The following is a 25347-nucleotide window of genomic DNA, read 5'->3' as shown; positions in this document are numbered from 1 at the left end:
CCTCAGGTCGTGATCGCCACAGACGTCGCAGCCCGATGCGCCTTGCACATTCCGCTTGGGCGCGCGTAGGCCTGAACGGGCGCCGGCGCGTCCATTCGCACGTGACTGCCTCGGCTCTCCCTTCTCCACAGCGCCGAGCGCGCGATGAGCGACGCAGCCAGCACCGCCCCAGAACCGGGATATCGGTCCGCCATGCCTTCAAGCTCCACGAGCGCCGCCCGCAGCCCCGACTCGTCGCGCACGAGCCCGACGGATCGCCACAGGACGGGGGCGAGTTCGGGGAGCGCAGCCTCGTCTTGCTCTGGATGAAGAAGCCACGTGGGTTCTTCTGGAGTGTACGTGCAGGCAAGTGGCTCCTCCCGAACGGCTTTCCCAAATCGCCGCCCCATGACGACACACTCGAGCAGCGAGTTGCTCGCCAGCCGATTGGCCCCGTGCACGCCCGTGCACGCCGTTTCACCGAGTGCGAAGAGCCCTGGGACCGAAGTGCGCCCGGCGAGATCGGCCTCGACGCCGCCCATGAGAAAGTGCGCGCCAGGCGTCACAGGAATGGGCTGCGAAGCGAGGTCCAGGCCGGCGCGGCGAAGCCGAGCCGCGATGGACGGGAAGCGCGCCGCGACGTCCCGAACCTGCGTCGCGTCGAGATAGACCCGATGGCCTTCCGCCTCCGCCCTCGCGATGGCGAGCGCGACCACGTCCCGCGTGCGGAGGTTGTCCGCCGGATCGGCAAAAAGCGGCGGACCGCCCTCCGTGACGAGCACCGCGCCCGCGCCGCGCAGCGCCTCGGAGAGAAGCATCGCTTCGCCATCCCGCCCAAGCCACAGCGTCGGATGAAACTGCACAAACTCGAGATTCGCGAGCGTGGCGCCCGCGTGATAGGCGAGCGCGACGCCTGCGCCCACCGCGCTCGGTGGATTCGACGTGCGGCCGAAGAGGGCGCCCACCCCGCCCGTGGCGAGCCCCACGGCGCGCCGAGCCGCGACAAATCGTTGACGAGCCCCGTCCCAGGTCCACACGCCGACGGCCCGCCCCGTCGCGTCCTGCGCAATGCCCACGCAGTGCTCCCGACGGATTTCGATCCGCGGATGGCGCGCGGCCGCCTGCCAAAGCGCTTCGGTGATGAAGTGCCCGGTGGCGTCTCCGCCCGCGTGGACGATGCGCTCTCTCGTGTGGCCGCCTTCCCGGCCCAGGGCGAGCCGCCCGGACGAGTCGCGATCGAACGGAACCCCGAACTGTGCGAGCCACGCGACGACACCCGGCGCTTCTTCGGTCAATTCGCGCACCCGCTGGGCGTCGCATAGCCCGGCACCCGCGCGCAGCGTGTCTGCGGCGTGCAGTGCCGGATCGTCACCCTCGCTGAGCGCGGCCGCAAGCCCCCCCTGCGCCCGCGCTGAGCTCGACGTGCGCGGCCCTTCCCCCGCGATGACGCACACGTCCTCGGCCTCCGCCGAAGCGAGCGCGGCGCTAAGCCCTGCGATCCCGGCTCCGACGATCACGACGCCTGCCGCTTCCATGCCGATAAGCCCCCTTTACGCGAGTTCCACGTCGATATCGAGCCCCACGTCCACGGCCTGGGCGCGCATGGTGATGTGGCTCATGGAGATGAAGTCGACGCCCGTCTCCGCCACGGCCCTCAGCCGCCCCGGGCGCATGTTGCCCGACGCCTCGAGTGGCACGCGGCCCCCGGTGCGGCGCACCGCCTCGCGCATGATCTCGAGATCCATGTTGTCGAGGAGCACCACGTCGGCGCCCGCAGCCATGGCCTCCTCCAGCTGATCCAGGGATTCGACCTCCACTTCAATCTTGTGGGCAAACCCCGCCCGCGCCTTGGCGCGCGAGACGGCCTCGCCGACGCCGCCGGCGATGGCGATGTGGTTATCCTTGATGAGCACCATGTCGTCGAGCGCAAACCTGTGATTCCAGGCGCCTCCCACGCGCACGGCGTACTTTTCGAGCGCCCGCCATCCGGGCGTGGTCTTCCGCGTGTCCAGGATGCGCGCCTTTGTCCCCTCGATCTCGCGGACGGCGTCGCGCGCCGCGGTGGCAATGCCCGTCAAGCGGGAAAGAAAATTGAGCGCCGTGCGCTCCGCGCCGAGGATGGCCCGCGCCGCGCCCTCCACCCGCATCACGATTTGAGGTCCGTCGAGATCGATCCCGTCCGCGCATGCCACTGTGACCCGGAGCGTCGGATCCACCGCATGAAACACCCATGCGGCGACGTCCGTGCCGCACACCCTGGACGGTTCTTTGATCCACACGCTCGCGCGGGCCGTCGCATCCGCTGGGATGACCGCTTCGGTCGTCAGATCGCCCCGGCCTAGGTCTTCCGCGAGCGCGAGGCGGACGAGATCGCGCGTCACCACGTCGAGCCACATCGCCCTCACGCCTCCTCCTGCGCGCCTCGCCCAACGCGAGGCGCGAATCCACTGTCAACCGCCTGTCTAACCAACTGTATATACACTAGCACACACAGAGTGGCGTTTCACCTGGAAATTGCGCGGGACTTGCGAAACGAGGGATGCCGCGATATACTCGAGTAAGAACATATGTTCGGTTCTGGGCAGGTCGTGCTGAGGGGGAATGGCAGGATGGAGGCGCCGAAGTTCTTTCATCTGAACGTGAAACGGGCGCTGAACCCGGTTCGAGCGGCGAGCATGCCCTTTGCATGGTCGCTCAATCCGTATCGAGGCTGCGGACACGGTTGCGCCTTCTGCTATGCGCGAGGCACGCACGAATATCTCGGGTACAGCGCGGACGACGCGTTTCGCTCGCGCATCCACGTGAAGCGAGATCTGCCTGCCATTCTCGAGGCGGAACTCGCAGCGCGGCTCGCGCGCGCGGGCGGGAACCTCGAGCGGATGGCCGCTTCGCTCGGCACCGTGGCCATCGGCACCGCGACGGACCCGTATCAGTCGGCCGAAGCGCGCTTCCGCATCACGCGCCAGTGCCTCGAGATCCTCATCCGGTACGGCGTCCGGTTCAGCATCACGACGAGATCGCCACTCGTGCTGCGGGATCTCGACCTTCTGCGAAGCGCCAGGCTGGAGGGCGTGCACATGAGCTTGCACACGCTGGATGGCGAGATCTGGCGGGCGTTCGAGCCGGCTACGCCGCCGCCCGCCGTCCGGCTGCGCGCGATGGAACAGCTGGCGCAAGCCGGGATTCCCGTGAGCGCCTTCATCGCGCCCGTGCTCCCCTACCTGACGGACGACGCCGACTCCATCGCCGCGGTGATGCAGGCCGCCCGAGCGGCAGGCGCCACGGGTGTCATGGTGTCGCCGCTGCGGCTCGCCCCCGAGGTCAAGCCGTGGTTCTTCTCGGTCCTCAAGCGCGCGTACCCGGCGATGGTCCCCAGATATGAACGCCTGTACGCGGGCCGCGCCTATCCGTCGCGCGCGTACGCCGAGCGGCTGTACGCGATAGAAGATCTCGCCAGGCGGATGGCCGGTCTTGCGCCGCGACAGACGTTCGCAGACTCGCGCGAGGCCGAGCCGGCCGCGCAGACGGCAAGACTTGCGCGCGCGGAACCAGGGGATACCGCGACCGGTTCCCGCTACGTTCAGTTGACGCTGCCGCTCTAGGCATCACATGCCGATGTACTGCGCGTAAAGCGAACGGGCGCGGGCGGGATCGTCCGTGCCGTGCACCAGCGCCCGGCCGTTGGAGAACACGGTGAGCGCGACGCCCTCCGTCTCAAATTGCAACAGGGCCTCGTTCGCGCGCACGGTGCCAAGCGGCCGCAGGCGTTCCGCGAGCGCTGGAAGCGAGAGCGCCACGTCCTCCTGAGGCCGCACCTGAATGGTCTGGCGGCCGCAGAAGGTGACGGAGAGCGCCCGGCGGCCCGCGCCGAGGGATGCAAATTCCCTTCGCCCACAACAAGAGCAGTCTGGCTTCGGCCCGCCCATGCGGATGAGGCGCACGTCGGTATGCCAGACGTCGGCCTGCAGGATGGCGTTCGACAAGGCGTCCTCGCGGCCCGAGAGGTACTTGAGCACCTCCGCCACCTGGTACGACGCCATCCACTGCACAATGGGCGAGATGACGCCGACCGTGTCGCACGTGTCGTGTCCCACGCGGGCACCGTGGCCCAGCAGGCACACGAGGCACGGCGTCCGGCCGGGGCGCAGAAACGCGCTCGTGCCATGCGCCTCCACCGCGCCTGCGTAGGCCCACGGGATGTTGTGCTTGACCGCGACTTCGTTCACCAAATACCGGACCTCGAAGTTGTCGCTTCCGTCGATCACGACGTCCACGTCGGCGAGCAGGTGCTCCGCGTTCGAGGCGTCGAGATCGTCCACCACGGCTTCGACGGTGATGCCGCTGTTGGCGGCCGCAAGCGCGTTGCGCGCCGCAATGGCCTTCGGCGTGGCGTTCCGGGCGTCCTCCTCGGTGTAGAGCAACTGGCGCTGCAGATTCGACGGCTCGACGACGTCCCGGTCGATGAGGCGCAGATAGCCCACGCCGGCGCGCGCGAGCTGCGCGGCGCTCGCGGTCCCGAGTGCGCCGAGCCCCACCACGGCCACGCGAGCTTGCGAGATGCGCGCCTGTCCCGCCTCGCCGATGTGCCGAAAGCGAATCTGGCGCGAGTATCGGTCCTTGAAGTCAAAATCCGTCATGGCGCGGCCTTCCTTTCAACTACGGCCAACGACGCCCGCCTCCGGGCTCGAAGGCGATGGCACGCTCGATTTCGGGATCCGACCGGCGCGCCGCGCGAGATAGCCAGCCTCGACCGCCAACCGCATCGCCCGTGCCATCGCGACCGGATCGCCCGCCCGGGCGATGGCGGTGTTGACGAGCACGGCGTCCGCACCGGTCTCCATCGCGAGCGCGGCGTCGGACGGCGCGCCGATTCCCGCGTCCACCACCACGGGCACGCGCCCGCGGATCTCGTCGACGATGCGCGCAATCCGCTCCACCGCTTCGAGACCGCGCCCCGTGCCGATGGCGGATCCGTACGGCATCACGGCCGCGCAGCCGACCTCCAAAAGCCTCCGGGCGACGACGTGATCGTCCGTGGTGTAGGGAAGCACAACGAATCCCTCTTTGACGAGGGTCTCCGCGGCCTCCACGGTCGCGATGGGATCCGGAAGCAGCGTGCCGTCGTCCGCGATGACCTCGAGCTTCACCCAATTGGACAGCCCCGCGGCGCGCGCCAACCGCGCCGTGCGGACGGCCTCTTCTGCCGTGTGGCATCCCGCCGTGTTGGGCAGCAGGATGTAGCGCTCGAGATCGATGTAGGACAGGATGGAGGTTTCGCGCGCGTCGAGGTTCACCCGGCGCACCGCGACTGTGACGATCTCGGCGCCCGAAGCGTCCAGCGCCTCGCGCATGGCTTCGAGAGATTCGTACTTGCCCGTGCCCACCATGAGTCGGGAACGGAACGAGCGTCCTGCAATCACCAAAGGTTCCACGGGAAACATGCTCCTCCCATCGTATGGATGTCCGCGATAGGGCGACCCGCCGGCGCAGGGGCTGAGGTTCCCTCAACCGCCGCCGACAAATCGCACCATCTCGATGACGTCGCCCTCCTGAATCACTTCGGCTTCGAACGCCTGCCGGTCCACAATCTGGCCGTTCCGCTCGATGGCAACCGGCTCGCCGTCGAGATCGTAGTGGCGGACGAGATCGCGCAGCGTCATGCCGTCCGGAAGGGAGACGTCCTTACCGTTCAAGCGTATCCGCACGCACCTCACCTCCAAAGGCCGAGAAGCGCGTTGGCGGCCAAAACGGCAACCACAGATCCTCGGGCGCGCGGCCGAGCGCAGCGCTCGCCACGATGCGGCCCGTGATGGGCGCGAGCAACACGCCGTTGCGAAAGTGGCCCACGGCGAGAACAAGCCCCTCCGCGCCGGGCCACGGCCCGATGACCGGATCGGCCGATTCCCCCGCGAGGCGCGGGCGAAGCCCGCTCCAGGCGCGCAGCCACTCGCCGCCGCGAAGGCCGGGCACCGCGTCGAGCGCCCTTGCCGCGAGTGCAGCGAGCCCATCCACGGTGTTGCGCTTGTCGTAACCGGCGTCCGGCTCTTCCGTCGCGCCGATCACGACCGTTCCGTCCCGCTTGGGCACCAGGTACGTTCCGGCGTCGTAGACGGTGCGGCGCAGCCCAGCGCCGCGCGGAGGGCGGGCGGCGAGCATCTGCCCCTTCACCGGGCGCACCTCGAGCGGAACCCCGAGCGCGCGAAGCAGAGGAGAGGCCCACGCGCCCGCCGCAACGACGACACAATCCGCCGCGTACACCTCTCGCGCGCCCCGGACGCGCCAGCGCTCACCATCGCGCTCGACGCGCAGCACCTCCTCGCCCTCGTAGACGTCGCACGCGCTGGCCACACACGCCCGCAGCGCCGCGCTGAGCCTCGGCGCGTGCACGTTCCCGTCGCGCGGCAGGTAGAGGGCGCCGAGCACATCGCCCGCCACGCCGCGCTCGAGCTCGCGCACCTCCCTGGGTTCCAGCCAAACGGCCTCATCGCCAGCCGCGCGCTGCCAGTTCATCCGCTCCTTCAGTTGCGTGGCCGCGCCCTCGGAGCGCGCGAGCTGCACAATTCCATTCTCCACCCACTCGACGTCAATGCCGGTCTCCTCAAGGAGCGCCGCTGCAAACTCCGGGTACATCGCGCGGCTCTCGCGGCACAGCGCGTAAAACGCGTCTGGCGCATGCGCCTCGAGCTGCGCGCCGAGCATCCCCGCGGCCGCGCTCGAGGCCTCGCCCCCCAGTCGGCCGCGATCGACCACGGCCACGGACAGCCCCTCGCGCGCCAGCGCCCGCGCCGCCGCCATGCCAATCGCGCCGCCGCCCACCACCACGGCGTCATACGCGCGCACGCCGCATTCCCCCCTCCAGCGTCGGAAACGGGACCTTGGGCGCCACGGGCGATCTCGCCATGGCCTCTTTGAGCCTCGCCGCGGCCGCACGCGGATCCGCGGCCTCCACCACCGCGCCGATCACGGCCACGCCGCTCGCGCCGGTCGCCAACACCTCGCCCACGTTTCCCGCGTCAATGCCGCCAATCGCCACCACCGGGATGGACAGCGCCTCGACCACCCGGGCGAGCTCACGCACGCCCTTTGGCGGCAGTCCCGGGTGAGACGCGGTCGGGAAAATGTGACCGAACGTGACGTAGTCCGCGCCCGCGGCCTCGGCGGCCTTCGCTTCCTCGAGCGAATGCACGGAACAGCCGACGACAAGCCCGCCGCCCGCCCGCTTGACCACCTCGCGCGCGACCGCCACCGGCAGCGACTTGGCCGCCAGATGCACGCCGTCCGCGCCCGCCGCCATTGCCACGTCCAGGCGATCGTTCACCAACACGCGCGCGTTCGATCCCGCCTCGCGAATTCGCGCCAAAAGCGCACACGCGAATTCGAACACCGCGAGAGCCGGCGCCTTCTTCTCCCGGACCTGGATCACGTCGGCCCCGCCTAACGCCGCGAGCCACAGCGCGTCTTCGAGCGGAACCTTTGCGCCGCGGGCGCGATCACTCAACACATGGAGCACATGGGTCATGCTGTCATCTCCAAAAAGAAAAGCCGTACCCCATCGGGCACGGCAGGTTTCCAGTCTGAACCTCGCAAACGCGCCGCCGCATCGGCAGCTATCTGAGTTTTTGCAGACTTACTTCGAGAGCGCCTCCGTCAGGACCGGCACAATCTGCTTCTTGCGCGAGACGACGCCCTTCAACAAGGCCTGATGCTCCTCAAGCGTCACGCCGTACGCCTCTTCGACTGCGTGCGCCGCGCTTCCAAGTGCCAGGCCGACCGAGTCGTTGTTCAAGATGTCCGTCACGACGAAGAAGAACAGATCCAGGCCCTTTTCGGCGATCTTCTTCTCGATGGCCTGCAGGATCTCGGCCTTCTTGGCGAGCACGTCGTTCACGTCCACCGCATTGACCTGGGCGATCTCGACCTTGTGGTTCCCCATCTGGAACTCCTTCGCGTCCAGGGTCAGAAGTTCGCCGACCGTCTTCTGGCTGAGATCCGCGCCCGCCTTGAGCATCTGAAGGCCGTACTCCTCCAGCTTCACGCCGGCCAGCTCGGCGAGCTCGCGCGCCGCCTTCACGTCCTCTTCCGTGCATGTCGGCGATTTGAGCAGCAACGTGTCCGAGATGATGGCGGAGAGCATGATGCCGGCCACGTGGCGCGGGATGGACACGTTCTTCTCCTTGTACAGCTTGTTGAGAATGGTGGCCGTGCACCCGACCGGCTCCGCGCGATAGTAAAGCGGATCCGCCGTCTCGAAGTTCGCGATGCGGTGGTGATCAATGACCTCGACCACCTTCACCTGGTCGACGTCCAGCGCGCTCTGCTGGCGCTCGTTGTGATCCACCAGGATGACCTCGCCCACTTCTCCCGCCACGCTTTCGACCACGCGCGGCGCGGCCACGCCGAAGTGGCTCAGGACGAACTGCGTCTCAGGATTGGGCTCGCCGAGCGCAACGGGCTCCACGTCCTCCCCCAGTTCGCGCTTCAGGTGAGCGTATGCGATCGCGGACGTGATCGCGTCGGTATCTGGATTTCGATGGCCGAAAATCAAGCGCTTCGCCATGCAGCCGACTCCTCCAAGCGATTTTGTAAACATTCGAATCCAGTATATCAGGTCGGAGGGCCTGTTTGCACCAATCGCAGGGCATCATGCGTTCGACGCCACATCTGCCGAGGGACCACCGGCGGTGCCTTTCGGCGCGACGCGCCACCAGCCGATGGTGAGCGCGGCACAGGCGGCGGAACAGAGCCACATCCACGCCGCGACGGGGACCACGTGCAACGAAGCGCCGGCGAGCGCGGACGCAAGCGGGACGGCCACGCCCGCGAACGAGTAGATGAGGCCAAACGCGCGGCCCCGCACCTCCCCAGGAATCGCGCGCTGCATCAGGGCAAAGCCGATGGCGTTGATGATGGCGAGCGACACGCCCAGCACAAAATTCATCGCGAGCGAGAGCCACACCAAGCGGGAGAAGCTGAAGATGAGCATTGCAAAGGACGTCAGGGCGCCGAAGGTGAGAAGTCCGGTGCGCGCGCTCATCCGCGCGGCGAGTCCCGCGAACAGGCTCCCGAGCAACTGTCCGAGCGACAGCGCCGCGTTGATGGCGCCGAATTGGAGAGCGCCTCCGTGCAGCACGCGGTGCGTCCACACCGACAACAGCACGTCCACGCCTGCAAAGAAGAAGTTCAGGAGCACGATGAGGGGCAGGACGGCCACGTACCAGCGAATGCGCCCGACGGCGCGCCAGCCTTCCATCACCTGCGAGACCACAGAAGCCTTCGGCCTCGGTTCCGCCGCGCCATCCCGCCAGATCCGGCCCTCGCGCCGCCACAGGCGAATGACGTTCGCCACGGCAGCGGCACTTGCGAGAAAGCTCAGGCCGTCGATGGCCGCGATCCAAGGGATGCCGATGGCAGCGAGCGATGCGCCGCCGATGGCCGACCCGACGGACAGCGCCAATCGCGACGTCGTCATGACCAGACCATTGGCCGCCGTCAGATCCTCGTCGGGCACCAGGCGCGGCAGGATCACGTTCTCCGCCGGCCCAAACAGACTCCCTCCGAGGCCGTGCGCGGCCAGGATGACAAGCGTGACCGCCACAAACGCGTGGGGCCAAAGGGCGTACACGAGGGCGCCGAAGAGCGAGACCGAGGCGCGAGCGAGATCTGTCCAAAGCATCACGTACCGGGCGTCCCAGCGATCGACGAAGCTGCCGCCCACCACCGACAGGAGGTTGGGAAGTGTCAGGGCCAGGCCCGCGGCGGACAACAGATACGGCGAGCGGAGCTGAACTTCCCAGTACGCCATGATGAAAAACAACTGCGTGCCGAGCTGTGACAGGACCTGCCCCAGCCAGACCGAGGTGAACGCCGGCCATCGGAATACCCGCAACATCGCGCTCTCTCCTCACTGGATTTGACGTCACTCCACCGTCTCGCCGCTCGGAGCGTTGGACCAGGCCGGCGCCCGAAAGCGAGATGTCCCAAACATCCACACCGCCACCACGGTCAGCACACACGGAACGAGATCCCAAAGGAACGCAGAGTGAATGGACTGATTCAGCGCGTCTGTGAGCTTCTGCAGCACAAAGCCGGGCATGTGCTCGCGCGTCTCAGGCGACATGATGGCGCGAGGATCCATGTGGCTGAACGCGCGCGCCTGAGGAACGCCCTGAAACGCCTCGGCCACCTGATGGGCGAACGCGTGCTTCTGAATCGCGCCGTAGATCACAATCCCGACTGTCATGCCGAGTTCGCGGACGAAGCTGTTCGTGGAACTGCCCGCGCCGCGGTTTTGCGCGTCGAGATCGCCCATCGCGGCCATGCCGGTGACGGAGAAGAATGGCCCGATGCCAAGCCCCACCACGGCCATGTCGAGAGTCACGCGCCACGTCGGCGTATCGGCCCGGAGCCCGAGAAGAAGCGCGATGCCGGCGCCGAAGACGATGGCGAACGGCAAGAGCACGGTGCGATAAGGCGCGCGGCCTGCGAAGCGCCCCGCCATCGCCGCGGTCACGGACGATCCGACCATCATCGGCAGGAGAAACAGACCCGCATCGATGGGCGATCCGCCGCGCACGCCCTGCACGTAAATCGGCACCCACACCACCGCGACGATGTACGCGCTGCCGCTCAAGATGCCCGCCACATTCGAGACGGCGAAGGATCGCTTTCGAAAGAGGTGAAGCGAGACCACGGGCTCCTTGGCGCGCAACTCCACGGCGAAAAAGAGCGCGAGGAGCGCCGCGGAAACGGCGAAACCGGCCAGGATGGGCGCGGAGTTCCACGGATACGTCTGTCCGCCGAATTCCAGCGCGAACGTGAGCGCCGTCACGCCGGGCACCAGCGTGAAGATGCCGAGCCAGTCAATGGCCTGCCGGCCGTGCCGCGCCGACTCGCGGTACGCGAACAGGATGAGCAGGAACGCGACAACACCAATCGGCACGTTGATGTAGAAGACGATCCGCCACGACCAGTGCTGAGTGATGTACGCGCCGAGAAGCGGGCCGAAGATGCTCGCCATGCCGAAGACCGCGCCAAAGAGCCCCGAGAACTTGCCCTGCTCCTTCGGCGGCACCACGTCAAAGATGATGGTGAACGCAATGGGCATCAGCGCACCGCCGCCAATCCCCTGAATTGCGCGGTAGATGGCGAGTTCGGTCATGTTCTGCGCCGTCCCACACAGGATGGAGCCGATGAGAAACGCCGCGATGCCAAACATGAAAAACCGCTTGCGCCCGTACATGTCGGACAACTTTCCAAAGATGGGCATCCCGGCCATCTCCGTCAGCATGTACGCCGCCGTGATCCACACAATCTGCTCGAGGCCGCCCAAGTGCGCCACGATGTTGCCCGTCGCGGTGGCCACAATCGTGTTGTCCATAGCCGCGACAAAGATGCCCAAGAGCAAGGCCAGCACCACGAGCCCTTGGTTCGAAGTCCGATCCGCCTGCACACAAACCCTCCTCGCGTTATTCAGGCCTACCCGCGTCGATGACCCGCCCCACCTTGGCGTCCGGGTGCGCGTCGTACGACTGACCATATTCCACGCATTCAATCTCGCATCCTGGGCCAAGCCGCACCACCTGCGCCCGCACCACGCGGGCGCGGGTGTGAACGAGGTGGACCTCGTCCGCCTCAATGACGTCCGCCTCGAGCGTCCCGTGCCTGCGCATCGACGATTTCCAGAGATACCGCGGCAGCTCCACGGTGAGCCGACCCATCCCCATCTCGCGCACCCGGTACGGGCCGTGCAGCCGAAACCGGGCCTCGTCCGCGGAGAACAGGCCCTCAACGGTCAGCGCACCGCGAATGAGGGCGCGATCGGCGCCGCAGTTTCCACGGACGACGACCTCGCCCGCCGTCTTGAATACTCCCGCAGACAAGTGCCCGTCACATTCGAGCGCCCCCATCACCTGCAGCTTGGCGGCGGTCACATCGCCTCGACAGGTCGCCTGGCCCATAATGGTCGCCGCCTCCGCCGACACGTCCGCCCTCGCTTCAAGCTCGCCCATCACGCGGAGGTGCTCACAGGTGAGTGGCCCTTTGACGACCGCCTGCCCCATGATCCGCACGCGCCCAAAGTCGCCACCCGCCGCGGAGGACTGGCCCATCACCGTCAGCTTCGGCTTCGCCCCGTCTCCCATCTCCGTCGCCCCCTCAGATCTGCACCGCTTCGCCGATCACGGCCGAACCGCGCCGCTCGAACGACGTGCGGTACTCGACGCGATCGACCCGGCAATCGTCGCCGATGACCACCACGTCTCCCCGGATCCGGCGCGCCAGCACCGCCTCCACCTCGATGTGATCCCCTTCAATCGTCTCCGCCTCGAGCCTCGGCTTCGAAAACCATCCCCCGCTTCCAACCGCCGCCGTGAGCGACGAGCAGCCAATCTCCCGCACTTTGGACTTGCCCATCAACTCAAACTCGATCACGTCCGCGTTCATCAGCGCCCCGCAGTGCAGATTGCCCGTCACGTGGACGCGCTCCGCCTCGATGGGCCCCTCCACCTTGACACGCCCGCCAATCTTCAGGACGCCCGCGCGCAGGGCACCCTGGATGCGCGCCATGCCCGACACTTCGGCCTGCTCCGCCACCTCGCAGTTGCCGTCCACGTCGCACAGCCCGTTTACCTCAAACACGCCCGCCCAAACGGCCCCATCCACGGACATGCGGCCGTTCACCTCGAGTCGGCCCTCGACCCGCAGGTTGCCGTCGACCTGCCCGCTCCCATTGACTTCACACGTCTCGCAGGCGATGTCCCCCTGCATCTTGGCCATGCCGTTGACCTCGACCCGCCCATACGTCCCGCCGCCCATCGACGTGCGACCGGACACCTCCAAATCATCAGGCATATGCGATCCCCTCCCCGATTTGACCATGGTCACTTTCACATCAGCCTCAGCTTCAGCTGTTCCACAGCGCTTGCCACATCGACGGAGAACGCGACGTTGGCCTGCGGATCAAGCGCGATCTCGGCGTTTGGCGCGCGCGCCAGCCAGGTCCCGACGCCGAGTTTGCGGACGAGATCGACGCACATCTGCATGTCACGAAACACTGTTACGAAACGAGGGTATGCGGCGGTGAGCTGCCGCGCCTCGTCCAGGCTGACCTGGCCGCTCTCCAGCGCCTCGTGCACGAGGTATACGCAAACGATGTCCGGAAATGCCAAGATGCGGACGTTCGGAACCGCGTCGGCATAGAGGCGCCAGGCGAGATCGCCCACAATCCCGAGGCGCACGAGGTCTTCTCCAGCCCGCTCAATCTCGACGCCCGCCGGCGAAAGGCGCTTCGCCAGTTCGTCGAGCGGAACGTCTTCCTTCCACTGTTTAATCTGCTCGATGCGACTGAGAATCTTGTCGCGGGGAAAGAAGGTCTCCTGGCCGGTGAATGTGGCCTTGCGGATGAACCACTCCTCCGGGATGAGCTTCTTTCGCTTCCAGCGGTACAATTGGCCGTAGGAAATTCGGGCGAGATCGAGTAACTCCTTTTTCGAGATCAGTTCCTCGTCCATTGAACATCATCTCCGACGACGCCATCGTAACATAACAATGTTATGCAACACAAGTGTCAGGACCCACTCACTGAAGCATGCGCCACGGAGCAGAACGCGCGCGCCCATGCCGGGCGCACTAAAAAAGCGCCTGCCACGAGGGCAGGCGCCTTGCATTCTTCACTCACTTCGTCACATACCAGTACTGCATCTCGGGCAGGCCGTCCGCCGCGTTCAGGTGCTGCAGCACGCCCTGCACGTGCGGAGCCACCACGACGAGCGTGGCCGGATTGACCGTCCACAGGAACGGCAGGACCTTTGCCGTGTACATCTCGTACTCGTCGAACACCTGCATCGTCTGAGCATCGGTCGAATACGGCTGATGCGTGGCATTGATCAGCTGATCCTCCTTCGGATCGCTGAAGCCCGTGCCGCTCGGTGCGCCGGTGTTGAACAGACCTTCGCCAGACGGATAGAAGCCAGGACCGTTGTACACCCAGCCGGAGCCAAGCGCGAGGTCCCAGGAGTGATTGCTCGGGTCAGAGGTAATGGAAATGAACTGCGAGAACGGCTCGCCCTTGAGCTGCACCTTCACGCCGATCTGCGCGAAGTCCTGCTGGACGAGTTCCGCCTCCTGCTGCGTCGATTCGTTGCCGGTGACATACATCATGGTCAAGTTAAGCGTCTGGCCATTTGCATTGGTCATGACGCCGTTCTTCAGATGCCAGCCAGCGCTCTCCAGCGTCTGCTTCGCCTTCGCGAGATTGAAGTTGTAGAGGCCGCTCTCGGCGGGATCGTAAAACTTCGTCGCAGGCTGGGACGGAATCGGCCCGTACAGAGGCACCGCGAAGCCCTTGTAGATGTCTTTCACCATGGTCTGGCGGTCAATCGCCATCTGGAGCGCCTGGCGGACCGGCAACTGATCGAAGACGCTGGCGTTCGGCGCGCCCTTGTACATGTTCATCTCAATCCAGAAGATGCCGAATGCGTATTCCGGCGTCACCGTGTCGCCCATCGAGGTGAGCGCAGACTCCGAACCGAGCTGCGACTGATCCAGATAGCCCACGTTGATCTGACCGCTGCGCAGCGCCGCGAACTCAGACTCGTTCGAGCCCTCGTACTGGAAGATAACCTTGCTCACCTGGGGCTTGTGACCCGCGTAGCTCGAGTTCGGGACGATCACCCACTCCTGCTTATCCTTGGCCAGGAGCGGCTTGAACGGACCGTCGACGACCTTGTCGAACATCATGTTGGTCGCATTGGCACCCAGGTACTTGATCTCGTCGGTGATGTTCGACTTCACGTCCATATAAGCAGCAGGCAGTGGCGTGAGCTGGATAATGCCGTTGTAGATGAACCACTGCTGGTTGGCCGGCTGGTTCAACGTGATGGTGACCTCATACGGGCCATTCGCCACCACGCTCTTCACGCCGTTCGGAATGTCACCGGTGCCAACGCCCACAAACGGCCACGGCTTGGGTGCGTTCGAAGCAGACGCTGCCTTAATCACGTTCCACGTGAAAAGCACGTCCGTGGAAGTCACCGGCTTGCCGTTGGACCACTTCCATTTGGGATTCAAGAAAATGTGATAGACCGTGCCTTGCTTGTTGTACGTGATGTTCTTCGCGATGGAATCCTGCCAGTTGATGCTGTAGTCATTGTTCAGCACCAGCATCGGGATGTACATCTGATCCACAATTTGGGAGTTGTACAGCGAATCATTGGCCGCGTTGAAGATGGGAAGGAACCAGTTGAGGTCCGTCTGCGGCGGCAGCGCGTAATCGATGACACCAGCTGGATTAACTTGCCCCGTCGTGGTGGTAGTAGTCGTGGTATTCGTCGTGGCGCTGTTGGTAGCGTTCGACGCGCTGTTCGACGTGGAGGTTCCGCATCCGGCAACTCCAAGCACAATAGCCACTGCGGCACCCGCAGAAACAAGCGCTCGTTTTCTCATTTTTCGCACCCTTTGTACCTCCCTGTAAACGCCTAGAGAATGCCCGCACCGAACATAGCGCTCGATGCGGGCCAGTAGCAGGTGTAGAACCAAGGACACCACTAGTATAGCAAGTCCAATTGCGCATTGCACGCATTTTTTAAACAGATCTTCAATACAACTTCACACTTGTGTGCCAAGTCTCACTGACCCGACACCGTCCAGTACTGCATCTCCGGAATGCCGACCGCACCGTTGTAGTACGGCAGCACGTTCTGGACGTTCGGCGCGATGACGGCGACGGTCGCGTTGTTCACGTTCCAGAGCATTGGCAACTGCTCCGCCGTGTAGTACTCGTACTGATAGAAGTGTTTCATCGTCTCAGCCGTGGAGCTGTATGGCTGGTGCGTCGCGTTGATGAGCGCGTCCTCGGTCGAATTGCTGTAGCCCGTGCCACTCGGCGCGCCGGTGTTAAACAGGCCATCGCCGGATGGGTAGTAACCGGGGCCGCTGTAGATCCAGCCCGAACCGAGCGCGAGATCCCAGTTGGTATCCTTCGGGTTGCTCGTGAGCGAAATCAGTTGATCGAACGGCATTCCCTTCAGGGACACCTTCACGCCAATCTGAGCGAGTTCCTGCTGAATCAACTCTGCCTCTTGGACCGTTGTCTCGACGCCCGTGGCGTAGATCATGGTGAAATTCATCTTCTGGTTGCCGTTTGTCATCACGCCGTTTTCAAGCCGCCATCCGTGGTCCTCGAGCAGTTTCTTCGCGGCAGACGGATTGTAAGGATACAGCTTTGCCACGGCCGGATCGTAGAACTGCGTGTTGGGTTGGGACGGAATGGGCCCATGGAGCGGCACCGCGTACCCCTTGTAAATCTGCTGCGCAATTTCGTCGTTGTTGATGGCCTGCATCAGGGCCTGGCGGACATAGAGCTGATTGAAGATCTTCGAGTTTGGCGAAGCGGGGTACATGTTCATCTCCGTCCAGAAGACCGCAAACATGTACTCGGGCGCAATGGTGAAACCAGACGACTTTAACTGCGGTATGGCCGCGGATTCGGACGGATCGAGGTAGCCGACGTTCACCTGGCCGCTGCGCAGCGCCGCGAGTTCCGACTCGTTGGAACCCTCGTACAGGAAGATGAGCTTCGAGAGCGTGCTCTTGTGACCCGCGTACATCGGGTTCGGCTTCAGGACCCACTCCTGCCGATCCTTCGCATACACCGGTTCGAACGGGCCGTCGACGACCTTGTCAAACATCATATTTGGCCCATTGGAGCCCAGATACTTCAGCTCATCCGTCATGTTCTGCTTGACGTCCATGTATTTCGCCGGCATCGGCGTCATCTGCATCAGGCCGTTGTATATGAACCACTGCTGGTTCGTGGGCTGGTTGAGCGTGACCGTCACCTCATACGGCCCGTTCGCCACAACGCTCTTGATGCCGTTCGGAATGTCGCCGGTTCCCACGCCAACGTAGGGCCATGGCGAGGGTGCGTTCGACGCGCAGGCCGCCTTCATGACGTTCCACGTGAAGAGGAGATCTGTGGATGTCACCGGTTGACCGTTCGACCATTTCCACTTCGGGTTCAGGTAAATGTGATAGACCGTGCCGGACGAGTTGTAGGTGACCTTGTCGGCGATGGAGTTCTTCCAGTCAATCTGGTAGCTGTTGTTCAGCTGCAGCAGGGGAACGAACATCTGGTACACGAGCTGCGCATTGGCCAGCGTGTCCGTGGGCCCGGTGAAGAGCGGAAGGAACCAGTTCAAATCCGTGGCAGGTTGGACCGCATATTCGATGACACCGCCACTCGTCGATTTCGAAACGGGATGAGAAGAAGTTTGGTTGGAGGTGGAAGAGCCACATCCAGCCACGCCCAGAACGACGGCTGCCGCCATTCCTGCAGCGACAATCCCTTTTCCACGACCTTTCACAGTCTCTCGAACCCCCTCAATGTTCTGGAAATCTCTCATTTAAACCGAGATTTCAGAGAAACACGCCCATTGTACGACGCACCGGCGGCCGTGTAAAGGGGAAGATGTGTAACAACTGGACATCCTGCGCCCGAAAATGTTTTCCGCAAGTCAAGAAAATGGACACACCGGCCATTCGCCGATGTGCCCATCCGCCTTTCGCTCAGAGGTCGAGCAACTTTTTCACAAGCGGAATCTGTCCGCGGTGGTGCGCCGTGTGCGCGATGGCATAAGCGGCGAGCTGACGCTTGTTCACCTCGCCGACACCGAGCTTGGCGCCCGGCTGATCCAGCTCCTCAGCCGTGAGGTGCTCAAACGCGTCCCTGGCCAGCCGCTCATTTTCCGCCCACATCTCCTTGATCTTCGCGACATCCCAGCTCGTCGCCACAAACGGCGCCCGCGCGTCGATGTCCGCCGCTTCACCCTTCAACTGTGCGAAGAAGCGGCGTTCCACGAGGAGCGTGTGTTGCAGAATGGATGCGATGTTGTTGAAATTGTCCGCCGGCTTCTTGACCCACTGATCGTCCGTCAAGCCATCGACCATTTGATGAATCGTCGCGTGGACCTTCGCGTACAGATCGTGGAGATCCTGCATCTCTTTCAGCACGTGTTGATCCCTCCCACTGAGTCGCCGGGAAAGTTCTGAGTTCCATCGGCGCGTCCTCCTCCATTGTAGCGCGATCACGTCTACAAGAAACATTTGCTACAATGCGAATGAGAATCGTGCATGTACGGGGGGATATTCGCGTGCGCATCTACCTCCTTGGCGGATCCGGGTTCGTCGGCCGCCACGTCACGCAAGAACTCGAACGCCAAGGCCACGTTGCGGACGTCGTGCGGCGACCGTACACCCCCGATGCCCTTCGCGCCCACTTGGCCAGGAGCATCGAGCGCGGCGAACCTTACGCCATCTGCAACCTTGCGGGCGCCTCGCTCAACCAAAAGCGCTGGAGCGCGGCCTATCGGCGCGAAATCGTCCGGTCGCGCGTCGACACGGTCCGCGGCGTGATCGCAGCAATTGACGATTTGCCCGCCAAACCCGCGGCGTATTTGCAAGCATCGGCCGTCGGCTATTATGGCTCGTCGCTCACGGAGGCGTTCACCGAGGCGTCTCCTCCCGGCAGCGACTTTCTGGCCAGGGTGTGCGTGGCCTGGGAGCAGGCCGCCGAGCCCCTCCGCGCGCTCACGCGCGTGGCCTTTCTTCGATTTGGCATGGTGCTCGGGCGAGACGGAGGCGCGCTGCCGCTCATGTGGCCCGTGTTTCAAATGGGGCTAGGAGGAACACTCGGGCGCGGCAATCAATGGATTTCCTGGATTCACGCAGACGACGCCGCCCGACTCGCCGCGTGGGTCCTCGCGGACGCCCGACTCGATGGCGCGTTCAACGCCACCGCGCCTCAGCCCGTCCAGATGCGCGACTTCACCCGCACGCTCGCCGAGGTGCTCCACCGCCCCCACCTCACACGCGTCCCAGGCGCCGCGCTGCGATTGGCGCTTGGCCAGCGTGCCAGCCTCATCCTCGAGGGGCAGCGCGTACTTCCCCATCGCGCGCTCGATCTCGGCTTTTCCTTCGCGTTTCCCACGCTAGAAAGGGCCATCCGGGACTTCCTGTAAGCTAGACTTGTGCCCTACCCTGTCCTGCCCTTAGAATGAAATCGATTTCTCCCTCAATCTTTTGCAGGGAAAGACAAGAAAGGAGGCTTTCGAGCCATGGCCACCCGCTTTCGCTGGGTCATCATTGGTCTTTTGTTCTTCATCACGGTGGTCAATTACATCGACCGCTCCGCCATCTCGTACGCCATCGGCGACATCGCGCAGGTCCTGCACCTGAACGACGGCCAGATCGGCATGATCCTCGGCGCCTTTGGCATCGGCTACATGATCACCACGTTTTTCGGTGGCATCTGGGTCGATCACGTCGGCGCCCGCTGGGCCCTGTTTTTCGCGTCGCTCCTGTGGAGCTTGTCCATCGGGTTGACAGGCGTGGCGGCCTCGTTCGCCATCATCTACCTCATGCGCATTCTCCTCGGCGTGGCGGAAGGGCCGAACTTCCCAGCCGTCAATCGAGCAGTTGGCGACTGGTTGTCACCGCGCGAGCGAGCCATTGCGCTGTCCAATTCGCTCGTCGCTGTCCCGCTGGCACTCGCCATCGGCGCCCCAATCGTGACCTCGCTGATCCTCGGCGTCAGCTGGCGAGGCATGTTCATCATCCTCGGCGCGGTGGGCCTCCTCTGGGTGCCCGTCTGGTTTCTCCTGTTCCGCGATTTTCCTGAGCACAGTCGCCATGTGAACGACGAGGAACTGCGGCACATTCGAGCATCCGAGGCCGTGGATCGCACACGGCCGGCCAAGGAGATGCGCTTTCGCCAGGCCCATCACGTGTCCTCCGGAACGTTGTGGAAGTATCTTCTTGTCAACCGCACGCTCATGGCAAACAACTGGTCGTTCTTCGTCTTCGGCTATTATCTCTTCTTCTTCATGACGTGGCTTCCGTCGTACCTGAAGAGCGAGTACCATCTGAATCTCAAGTCCGTCGGCGCGTTTTCCATTTTGCCCTGGGCGCTTGCGACCGTTCTCCTTTGGCTCGTCGGGTACCTCTCCGACTGGATTCTGCGCCGGACGGGAAGCTTGCGGCTGGCGAGATCGTATCCCATCTGGATTTCGCAGCTGCTCTCCGCGCTCTGCGTCGTGCCGCTCACCTTTACGCACGATCTCACGACGGCCATCGTGTTCATCACCCTCGCGGTGGGCTTTGGGATGAGCGCCAATTCGACCTTCTACGCCATGAATGTGGACCTCATGCGAGAGCGCACAGGTACCGCTCTCGGCGTGATGGACACGTTCTTCGCAGCGGCTGGCTTCCTCGCCCCGGTCATCACGGGCTGGATTGTGAACGCGACGGGAAGCTTCAAGAGCGCCTTCTGGCTCATGGCCGTGCTCGCCGCGACCTCCGTATTGGCCGTGCTCATCTTCCATCAGCCCGACAAACAGCGGCGGATTGAAGGCGCAGTTGCGAGTTCTTCCACCCTTGAGTACTGACACGCCGGGCCCCGCGGCCGACCCGCGGGGCTTTTTTGATCCCGTCCTCGTGATCACGCCTGAGGCAGCGCCGCATGCGGACAACCGCCTCAGGCATACGCTGTCACATGGGTGCGGAGTCCTCGCCCATGGAAGGAGACGGTCCATGCCTTCTCTCATCGTCATCGGCACGGCCGCGGCAGATGCCGCCGTTCAGAATGCTGGAATTTTTCTCGGCGAGGGCAACGTCGGCGGCTGGGACGCCAACCGCAAGATGTCCAATGCGTACAGCGGCACGTATGGGGCCTTTAACTTCCTGCCCGCCATGGTGAATGTCAACGTGGACAACTTCGAGGTGGTGGATGGAGCCATCAACGACACGGACTTCAAGCTCACCGTGGGCGCCAACGGTTAACGTGGTCCAAGAGGCAGGCAAATCGAGGGCGGAGGAGTGACATGCCAAGCGTCATCTTGCTCGGGTCGCTATTGATGAACACGCCCCAGCAGAACGCGGGTGCTTTCGTCGGCGAATACAATTTTGCCGGCTGGGACGCCAACCGCAAAATGAGTCAGGCGCACGGCGGAGAATTCGGCTTCTTCAATTGGAGCCCCGGATTCTACAACCTGAACCTGGATAGCTTTGAAGTCGTGGATGGCGCCATCAACGACGCGGACGCCAAGCCCGTCATCGGCAACAACGTGTGAGCACGGCGTCGTCGTGACGCTCGCACAACGGGGGAGGAGATGGCCATTCCTGCGCTCGTCTTTATCGGAGCCAACAACTCCATGACACCGCAGCAGAACGCGGGCACCTTCATCGGCCAGGTCAACAACGGGGCCTGGGACGCGAACATGAAGTTTCAGGCCGGAAAAAGCGGCAACTATGACGTGATGAGCTACAATCTGCAGATCTGGAGCCTGCTGTTCGACAGCTTCGAATTCATCGACGGTCAGGTGAATACGCTCGGCCTGAAGCCTGACGTAGAAGGCAACGTCTAAACGCGCCCTTGAGGCGAAGGAGGCGATTCCCATTCCAGTGCTGATTCTGAGCGGCGTGCTGAACACCATGACGCCGCAACAGAACGCGGGCGTTTTTCTCGGGCAGATCAACATCGGCGGCTGGGACGCCAACCAAAAGTACGGCGCTGGCAAGGCGCTCGACGCAGGGGTGTTCAACGTCCTCATCAGCACCAATACGCTGTTCGACAGTTTCGAAGTGTTAGACGGCGTCATTCACGACCAGGACCTGAAGTTCAATTACGAGTGGAATTTCTGACGCCACGTGCACCAGTTCAGAAATGGGGGGCATCGCTTGCCTACCGTCATTGCGTTTCAGGCGATCTTAAGCAACACACCGCAACAGAACTCGGGCATCTTCATTGGCGAGATCAACATCGGCGGCTGGGACGCGCACGTGAAATCGAACGCCGCCCAGGCCGCGGTGCTGGGCTCCCGGAATGCGCACTTGTTCACGCGCAACCTGAATATCGACAGTTACGAACTGTGCGACGGGCTTATCTTCGACCAGGACTTCAAACCAACATGGGGAATCCAGTGTTGAACGCGAAGCAGAGCAAAAGGCCGCCCCACCGGGCGGCCATGTTTCGTCAGGCGTTCAGAAGTTTCAGGAACTCGCGCATAAACCCAGGCAGATCCGGCCATGCGTGCCCAGAGACGAGATTTCCTTCCACGCACAGCGTCTGGGAAGCGTACGTCGCCCCCATCCCTTCCACGCTCGGCTTGCAGGCGATGTACGCCGTCATGGTGCGCCCCTGAAGCTTGTCTCGCACCACTTCGAGCACCTGCGCGGCATGGCATATGGCGCCAACTGGCTTGTTGGCATCGAAAAAATGGCCCACGATGCGCGGCACGTGTTCATTCAAGCGAATGTACTCCGGCGCCCGGCCGCCGGGCAAGATGAGGCCGTCGAATTCCTCCGGCCGAATGTCGGCGAAAGCCGCGTGGGACTGAATGAGGTATCCCGGTTTCTCTGTATAGGTGTCCCAGCCCGTGAAATCGTGGACGACGGTGTTCAGCGTTTTCTTGCTCGGCGCTGCGATGACGGCGTCGATCCCTTCCTCGAGGAGCCGATAGTAAGGATAGTAGATTTCCAGCGCTTCGACGGCGTCTCCCGCCAAGATCAGCACCTTCTTGGCCATCTGAACATCCCTCTCCTCGTTCCGATTGAACGCCTCACACGGCGTCCCACTCCATTGTATGGGATTTCAGACATCTCGTCCACGCCGGCTTTTCGACACCGTTCGATCACTGGCGAGTCGCATCGCCACGCGCTCGCCGCACCGCGATCATTCGAGACGGTCTGGGCGAACCAACCGCTCGGCGAACGCCACGAGGTCCACCGCCACCTGACTGACCTCCTGCATGGAGCAAGCCATGGCCTCCGCCGCCGCGCGCTGCGCTTCCGCCTCCCGGTCGACACGCTCAATCGCTTCGTTCAGCGCCTCAAGCATCTCCACCATCCGGCGCGTATTCTGCGCGATGACGTCCGTCTGCGATCTCGCCCCTTCCGCCAAGCGCCGGATCTCTCGGGCGATCACGGCAAAGCCGCGCCCGACGTCACCCGCGCGCGACGCCTCGATGGAGGCGTTCAAACCGAGGATACGGCTCGTGTCTGCGATCTCCCGGACCTCATCCGAAATCGACCGCACATCCCGCACCGCCTCCAGCACGGACCGCGACTCACGCGCGATGTCGCCCAGGCTCGTGGCCAGGACCTGCATGGACGCGGCCATCTCCTGAAGCGTCGCGCTCGTCTGCTGCACGGACGAAGAGAGCGTCGTGGCCAGACTGACGAGGCGCTCCTCCGCATCCACCGGGGCGCACGCGCAAAACGCGCCGACAGCCTCGCCGCCCTCACCACAGATGGGCACCGCGTTCATCACCACCGGCACGCCAAACACCGAGTCGTCCAGGCGAACCCGGTGCACGCGCCCTTCTCGCACCGCTTCATAAAGCCCATCTCCAGGCCGAAGCTCATAGCCCTCTGCCGCCTCGATGGCAAGCGACCTCGCCGGAATGACGCCTCTCACGCGCGTCCGATCCGCGACGAGTATGGCCACGTCATCCAAACAAGCGCGTTGCGCTACCGTGGCAAAACGAAGCGCACCCGCGATGGCCGGGTGCATGGTCTCGTACTCCTGAGGCGAGGCGGTCGAACTTACCTCCACACGCATCCTCCTTTGCACCGAGCCACCCTGTTGCTCGATATTCGATTCCACACGCCTTCAGCATCCTCCTGCTTCACAGGCATCCGAACGCGTGAAAACCGCATGAAAAAGGGCGCCAGTGACCTGGCACCCTTGTTTGCCCGCACTCACTCCGCGTCCGCGAGCTGCGGGTTTTCACCCTCTGGAAAGTTGGGCTTCGAAAATCCGCTGCGCACGCCCCACAGGTAGAAGACGAGCGCAGACGCGGCCACGACCACCATGTCCCAGCCGTAGGGCAGGACGCCGATCCCGCCAAACTTGCCGCTGCCGAGGAACGAGATGAGGGCCATCCAGAGCAGGTACACCATGAGCCAGAGCCCGTGGCGGAAATGCTCTGCAAAACCGCGCCAGCCCGCTTTCGCCATGTAGTAGAAATACACCGGCAACCCGATGATGATCACGATGATGACCTCACCCGTCAGCGGCCACTGCGCCCAATAGAGGATGAGCGACGCGAAGATGAACGCGATAGGAGCAATGACGGTCATCCCGGGGACTCGCACCGGGCGCTTGACGTGATCGCCCATGTTGCGGAACGCCATGACTGCGATGGGCCCGGTGACGTAAGAGATAAGGGTTGCCACGGAGATGACGCCGGAAAGCTCGCCCCAGCCCCGGAACATCAACATGAAGATGTACGCGATGACCAAATTCAGCCACATCGCCGCGCGCGGCACGCCGTAACGCGGATGGATCCGGCCGAAGACCTTCGGGAAATAGCCATTCGCCTCCATACCGTGAACCATGCGCGCGGTGGTCGCCGTGTACGTGATACCGGTGCCGGACGGCGACACGAAGGCGTCCAGGAAGAGAACGATGGCGAGCCAGTTCACGTTCAGGGCGAGGGCGAGATCGGCAAACGGCGACTTCAGGTTGATGCTCGCCCAACCGTGGCTGAGCAGGCTGCCCGGCATCGATCCGATGAACGCCGCCTGGAGGCACAGGTAGATCACGCCGGCGAGCAGAACGGAGCCGATCACGGCGAGCGGCACGTTCCGGCTCGGATTGCGCGCCTCGCCGGCCAGATTGATGGGGCTCTGGAAGCCGTTGAACGCGAAGATAACGCCGGACGTCGCGATGGCCGTCAGCACGCTCGCCCACCCGTTCGGCGCAAACCCGCCGTACTGCGTGAAGTTGTGCGTGTCAAAATGAGCGGCGATGAGGCCAATCACGGTGAGTGTAGGAATGATGAACTTGAACACGGTGATGAGCGTGTTGGCACGGGCGAACAGCTTCACCGTCCAGTAATTCAGCAAAAAGTAAATGAAGACGAGGATGGCTGCCAGCAGCAGACCGGGCGGCGTGAGCGTCTTGTTGACGTACAGGTGGTGCGTCCACTGAGCCCAGTGCCAAGGCCACGAACTCATGTACTGAATCGAAGCCTCCGCCTCAATGGGGATGACGGACGCAATGGCAATCCAGTTCGCCCAGCCGGACAAAAAACCGACAAACGACCCGTGCGAGTAGTGGGCGTAGCGCACCATGCCGCCGGATCGCGGGAACATGGGGCCGAGCTCCGCGTAGGTCAGGCCGATGAGAAGAATGACAGCCATGCCAAGGATCCACGCGACCATCGCGGCCGGACCTGCGACCTTGGCGGCCTTCCACGCGCCGAACAGCCAACCCGAGCCGATGATGGACCCGAGCCCGGTCATGGTCAGCGCGACGAGCTGGATCTCCCGGCGCATACCCTTGTCCATGAAATTCCTCCCTTGTATGTGCAC

27 protein-coding genes are annotated in these 25347 nt (G+C 63.8%); 8 read left to right on the top strand and 19 right to left on the bottom strand.

Annotated elements, in window-relative coordinates; genetic code table 11:
• Positions 1-2: 2 nt before the first annotated feature.
• Both nadB and nadC read right to left on the bottom strand, forming a co-directional pair.
• Entirely contained in the window at positions 3-1514 is a 1512-nt protein-coding gene (gene nadB / locus AMA01_RS02810; RefSeq protein WP_067846986.1) for an L-aspartate oxidase, read from the bottom strand.
• Positions 1515-1529: 15 nt separating this feature from the next.
• A complete protein-coding gene (nadC, locus tag AMA01_RS02805) occupies positions 1530-2375 on the bottom strand; it encodes a carboxylating nicotinate-nucleotide diphosphorylase (RefSeq protein ID WP_067846983.1) in 846 nt (281 codons plus the stop codon).
• Positions 2376-2588: 213 nt separating this feature from the next.
• Here nadC and AMA01_RS02800 point away from each other — a divergent pair, with 213 nt between their 5' ends.
• The gene (locus AMA01_RS02800) at positions 2589-3581 is read left to right on the top strand and encodes an SPL family radical SAM protein (RefSeq protein WP_067846980.1); all 993 of its coding nucleotides are present in this window, start codon (positions 2589-2591) and stop codon (positions 3579-3581) included.
• 3 nt (positions 3582-3584) lie between these two features.
• On the opposite strand, the gene AMA01_RS02795 is transcribed toward AMA01_RS02800, so the two are convergent.
• From AMA01_RS02795 to AMA01_RS02730, 14 genes are all read right to left on the bottom strand, one after another.
• Entirely contained in the window at positions 3585-4616 is a 1032-nt protein-coding gene (locus AMA01_RS02795) for a ThiF family adenylyltransferase (protein WP_067846977.1), read from the bottom strand.
• A gap of 15 nt (positions 4617-4631) precedes the next feature.
• Positions 4632-5420: a thiazole synthase gene (locus AMA01_RS02790; RefSeq protein WP_195867682.1), complete on the bottom strand. Its 789-nt coding sequence runs from the start codon at positions 5418-5420 to the stop codon at positions 4632-4634.
• Positions 5421-5483: 63 nt separating this feature from the next.
• The gene (thiS, locus tag AMA01_RS02785; protein WP_067846974.1) at positions 5484-5684 is read right to left on the bottom strand and encodes a sulfur carrier protein ThiS; all 201 of its coding nucleotides are present in this window, start codon (positions 5682-5684) and stop codon (positions 5484-5486) included.
• Entirely contained in the window at positions 5662-6819 is a 1158-nt protein-coding gene (gene thiO, locus AMA01_RS02780) for a glycine oxidase ThiO (protein ID WP_067846971.1), read from the bottom strand. The genes thiS and thiO overlap by 23 nt, the downstream gene beginning before the upstream one ends.
• Entirely contained in the window at positions 6806-7498 is a 693-nt protein-coding gene (thiE, locus tag AMA01_RS02775; protein ID WP_067846968.1) for a thiamine phosphate synthase, read from the bottom strand. Before thiE ends, thiO begins: the two co-directional genes overlap by 14 nt.
• Positions 7499-7606: 108 nt before the next feature.
• Entirely contained in the window at positions 7607-8536 is a 930-nt protein-coding gene (locus tag AMA01_RS02770; protein WP_067846965.1) for a manganese-dependent inorganic pyrophosphatase, read from the bottom strand.
• 84 nt (positions 8537-8620) lie between these two features.
• Positions 8621-9868, bottom strand: a complete 1248-nt coding sequence (locus AMA01_RS02765; protein WP_067846962.1) for an MFS transporter — start codon at positions 9866-9868, stop codon at positions 8621-8623.
• Positions 9869-9895: 27 nt separating this feature from the next.
• Positions 9896-11428 carry an MDR family MFS transporter gene (locus AMA01_RS02760; protein WP_067846959.1) on the bottom strand — a complete coding sequence of 511 codons (1533 nt, stop codon included), beginning with the start codon at positions 11426-11428 and terminating at the stop codon, positions 9896-9898.
• Positions 11429-11444: 16 nt separating this feature from the next.
• Complete coding sequence (locus AMA01_RS02755) at positions 11445-12119, bottom strand: polymer-forming cytoskeletal protein (protein WP_067846956.1); 675 nt, start codon at positions 12117-12119, stop codon at positions 11445-11447.
• A 13-nt stretch (positions 12120-12132) separates the two neighbouring features.
• On the bottom strand, positions 12133-12828 hold the full coding sequence (locus tag AMA01_RS02750) for a polymer-forming cytoskeletal protein (protein ID WP_067846953.1): 696 nt from the start codon (positions 12826-12828) through the stop codon (positions 12133-12135).
• Positions 12829-12863: 35 nt separating this feature from the next.
• Positions 12864-13487: a YhbD family protein gene (locus tag AMA01_RS02745; protein ID WP_067846950.1), complete on the bottom strand. Its 624-nt coding sequence runs from the start codon at positions 13485-13487 to the stop codon at positions 12864-12866.
• A 163-nt stretch (positions 13488-13650) separates the two neighbouring features.
• Positions 13651-15420: a peptide ABC transporter substrate-binding protein gene (locus AMA01_RS02740; RefSeq protein ID WP_067847218.1), complete on the bottom strand. Its 1770-nt coding sequence runs from the start codon at positions 15418-15420 to the stop codon at positions 13651-13653.
• Between the two features lie 182 nt (positions 15421-15602).
• Positions 15603-17339, bottom strand: a complete 1737-nt coding sequence (locus AMA01_RS02735; protein WP_231862793.1) for a peptide ABC transporter substrate-binding protein — start codon at positions 17337-17339, stop codon at positions 15603-15605.
• A 202-nt stretch (positions 17340-17541) separates the two neighbouring features.
• Positions 17542-17985 (bottom strand): DinB family protein, encoded by a 444-nt coding sequence (locus AMA01_RS02730; RefSeq protein WP_067846945.1) that lies wholly within the window; start codon positions 17983-17985, stop codon positions 17542-17544.
• Between the two features lie 140 nt (positions 17986-18125).
• On the opposite strand from AMA01_RS02730, the gene AMA01_RS02725 reads away from it, so the two are divergent.
• The 7 genes from AMA01_RS02725 (at position 18126) to AMA01_RS02695 (ending at position 21957) form a co-directional block, all read left to right on the top strand.
• A complete protein-coding gene (locus AMA01_RS02725; RefSeq protein WP_067846942.1) occupies positions 18126-18992 on the top strand; it encodes a TIGR01777 family oxidoreductase in 867 nt (288 codons plus the stop codon).
• Between the two features lie 96 nt (positions 18993-19088).
• The gene (locus AMA01_RS02720) at positions 19089-20417 is read left to right on the top strand and encodes an MFS transporter (RefSeq protein WP_067846939.1); all 1329 of its coding nucleotides are present in this window, start codon (positions 19089-19091) and stop codon (positions 20415-20417) included.
• Positions 20418-20562: 145 nt separating this feature from the next.
• The gene (locus AMA01_RS02715; protein WP_014465513.1) at positions 20563-20811 is read left to right on the top strand and encodes a hypothetical protein; all 249 of its coding nucleotides are present in this window, start codon (positions 20563-20565) and stop codon (positions 20809-20811) included.
• A 41-nt stretch (positions 20812-20852) separates the two neighbouring features.
• Positions 20853-21101, top strand: coding sequence for a hypothetical protein (locus AMA01_RS02710; RefSeq protein WP_067846936.1), 249 nt, complete (start codon positions 20853-20855; stop codon positions 21099-21101).
• Between the two features lie 39 nt (positions 21102-21140).
• On the top strand, positions 21141-21395 hold the full coding sequence (locus tag AMA01_RS02705) for a hypothetical protein (RefSeq protein ID WP_014465515.1): 255 nt from the start codon (positions 21141-21143) through the stop codon (positions 21393-21395).
• Between the two features lie 37 nt (positions 21396-21432).
• The gene (locus tag AMA01_RS02700) at positions 21433-21672 is read left to right on the top strand and encodes a hypothetical protein (protein WP_376738331.1); all 240 of its coding nucleotides are present in this window, start codon (positions 21433-21435) and stop codon (positions 21670-21672) included.
• A 36-nt stretch (positions 21673-21708) separates the two neighbouring features.
• A complete protein-coding gene (locus AMA01_RS02695; RefSeq protein WP_067846931.1) occupies positions 21709-21957 on the top strand; it encodes a hypothetical protein in 249 nt (82 codons plus the stop codon).
• A 46-nt stretch (positions 21958-22003) separates the two neighbouring features.
• Here the strand turns inward: AMA01_RS02695 and AMA01_RS02690 are convergent, their stop codons facing one another.
• The 3 genes from AMA01_RS02690 to AMA01_RS02680 form a co-directional block, all read right to left on the bottom strand.
• Positions 22004-22555, bottom strand: coding sequence for a DJ-1/PfpI family protein (locus tag AMA01_RS02690; RefSeq protein WP_067846928.1), 552 nt, complete (start codon positions 22553-22555; stop codon positions 22004-22006).
• Positions 22556-22702: 147 nt separating this feature from the next.
• Positions 22703-23590: a methyl-accepting chemotaxis protein gene (locus AMA01_RS02685; RefSeq protein WP_156468400.1), complete on the bottom strand. Its 888-nt coding sequence runs from the start codon at positions 23588-23590 to the stop codon at positions 22703-22705.
• Positions 23591-23730: 140 nt separating this feature from the next.
• The gene (locus AMA01_RS02680; protein WP_067847212.1) at positions 23731-25323 is read right to left on the bottom strand and encodes an APC family permease; all 1593 of its coding nucleotides are present in this window, start codon (positions 25321-25323) and stop codon (positions 23731-23733) included.
• Positions 25324-25347: the final 24 nt, after the last annotated feature.

Origin of the sequence: Alicyclobacillus mali NBRC 102425, from assembly GCF_001570745.1 — a bacterium.
In the GTDB taxonomy this organism is placed as follows: Bacteria; Bacillota; Bacilli; order Alicyclobacillales; family Alicyclobacillaceae; genus Alicyclobacillus; species Alicyclobacillus mali.
This window is presented reverse-complemented; position numbering and strand designations above follow the sequence as displayed.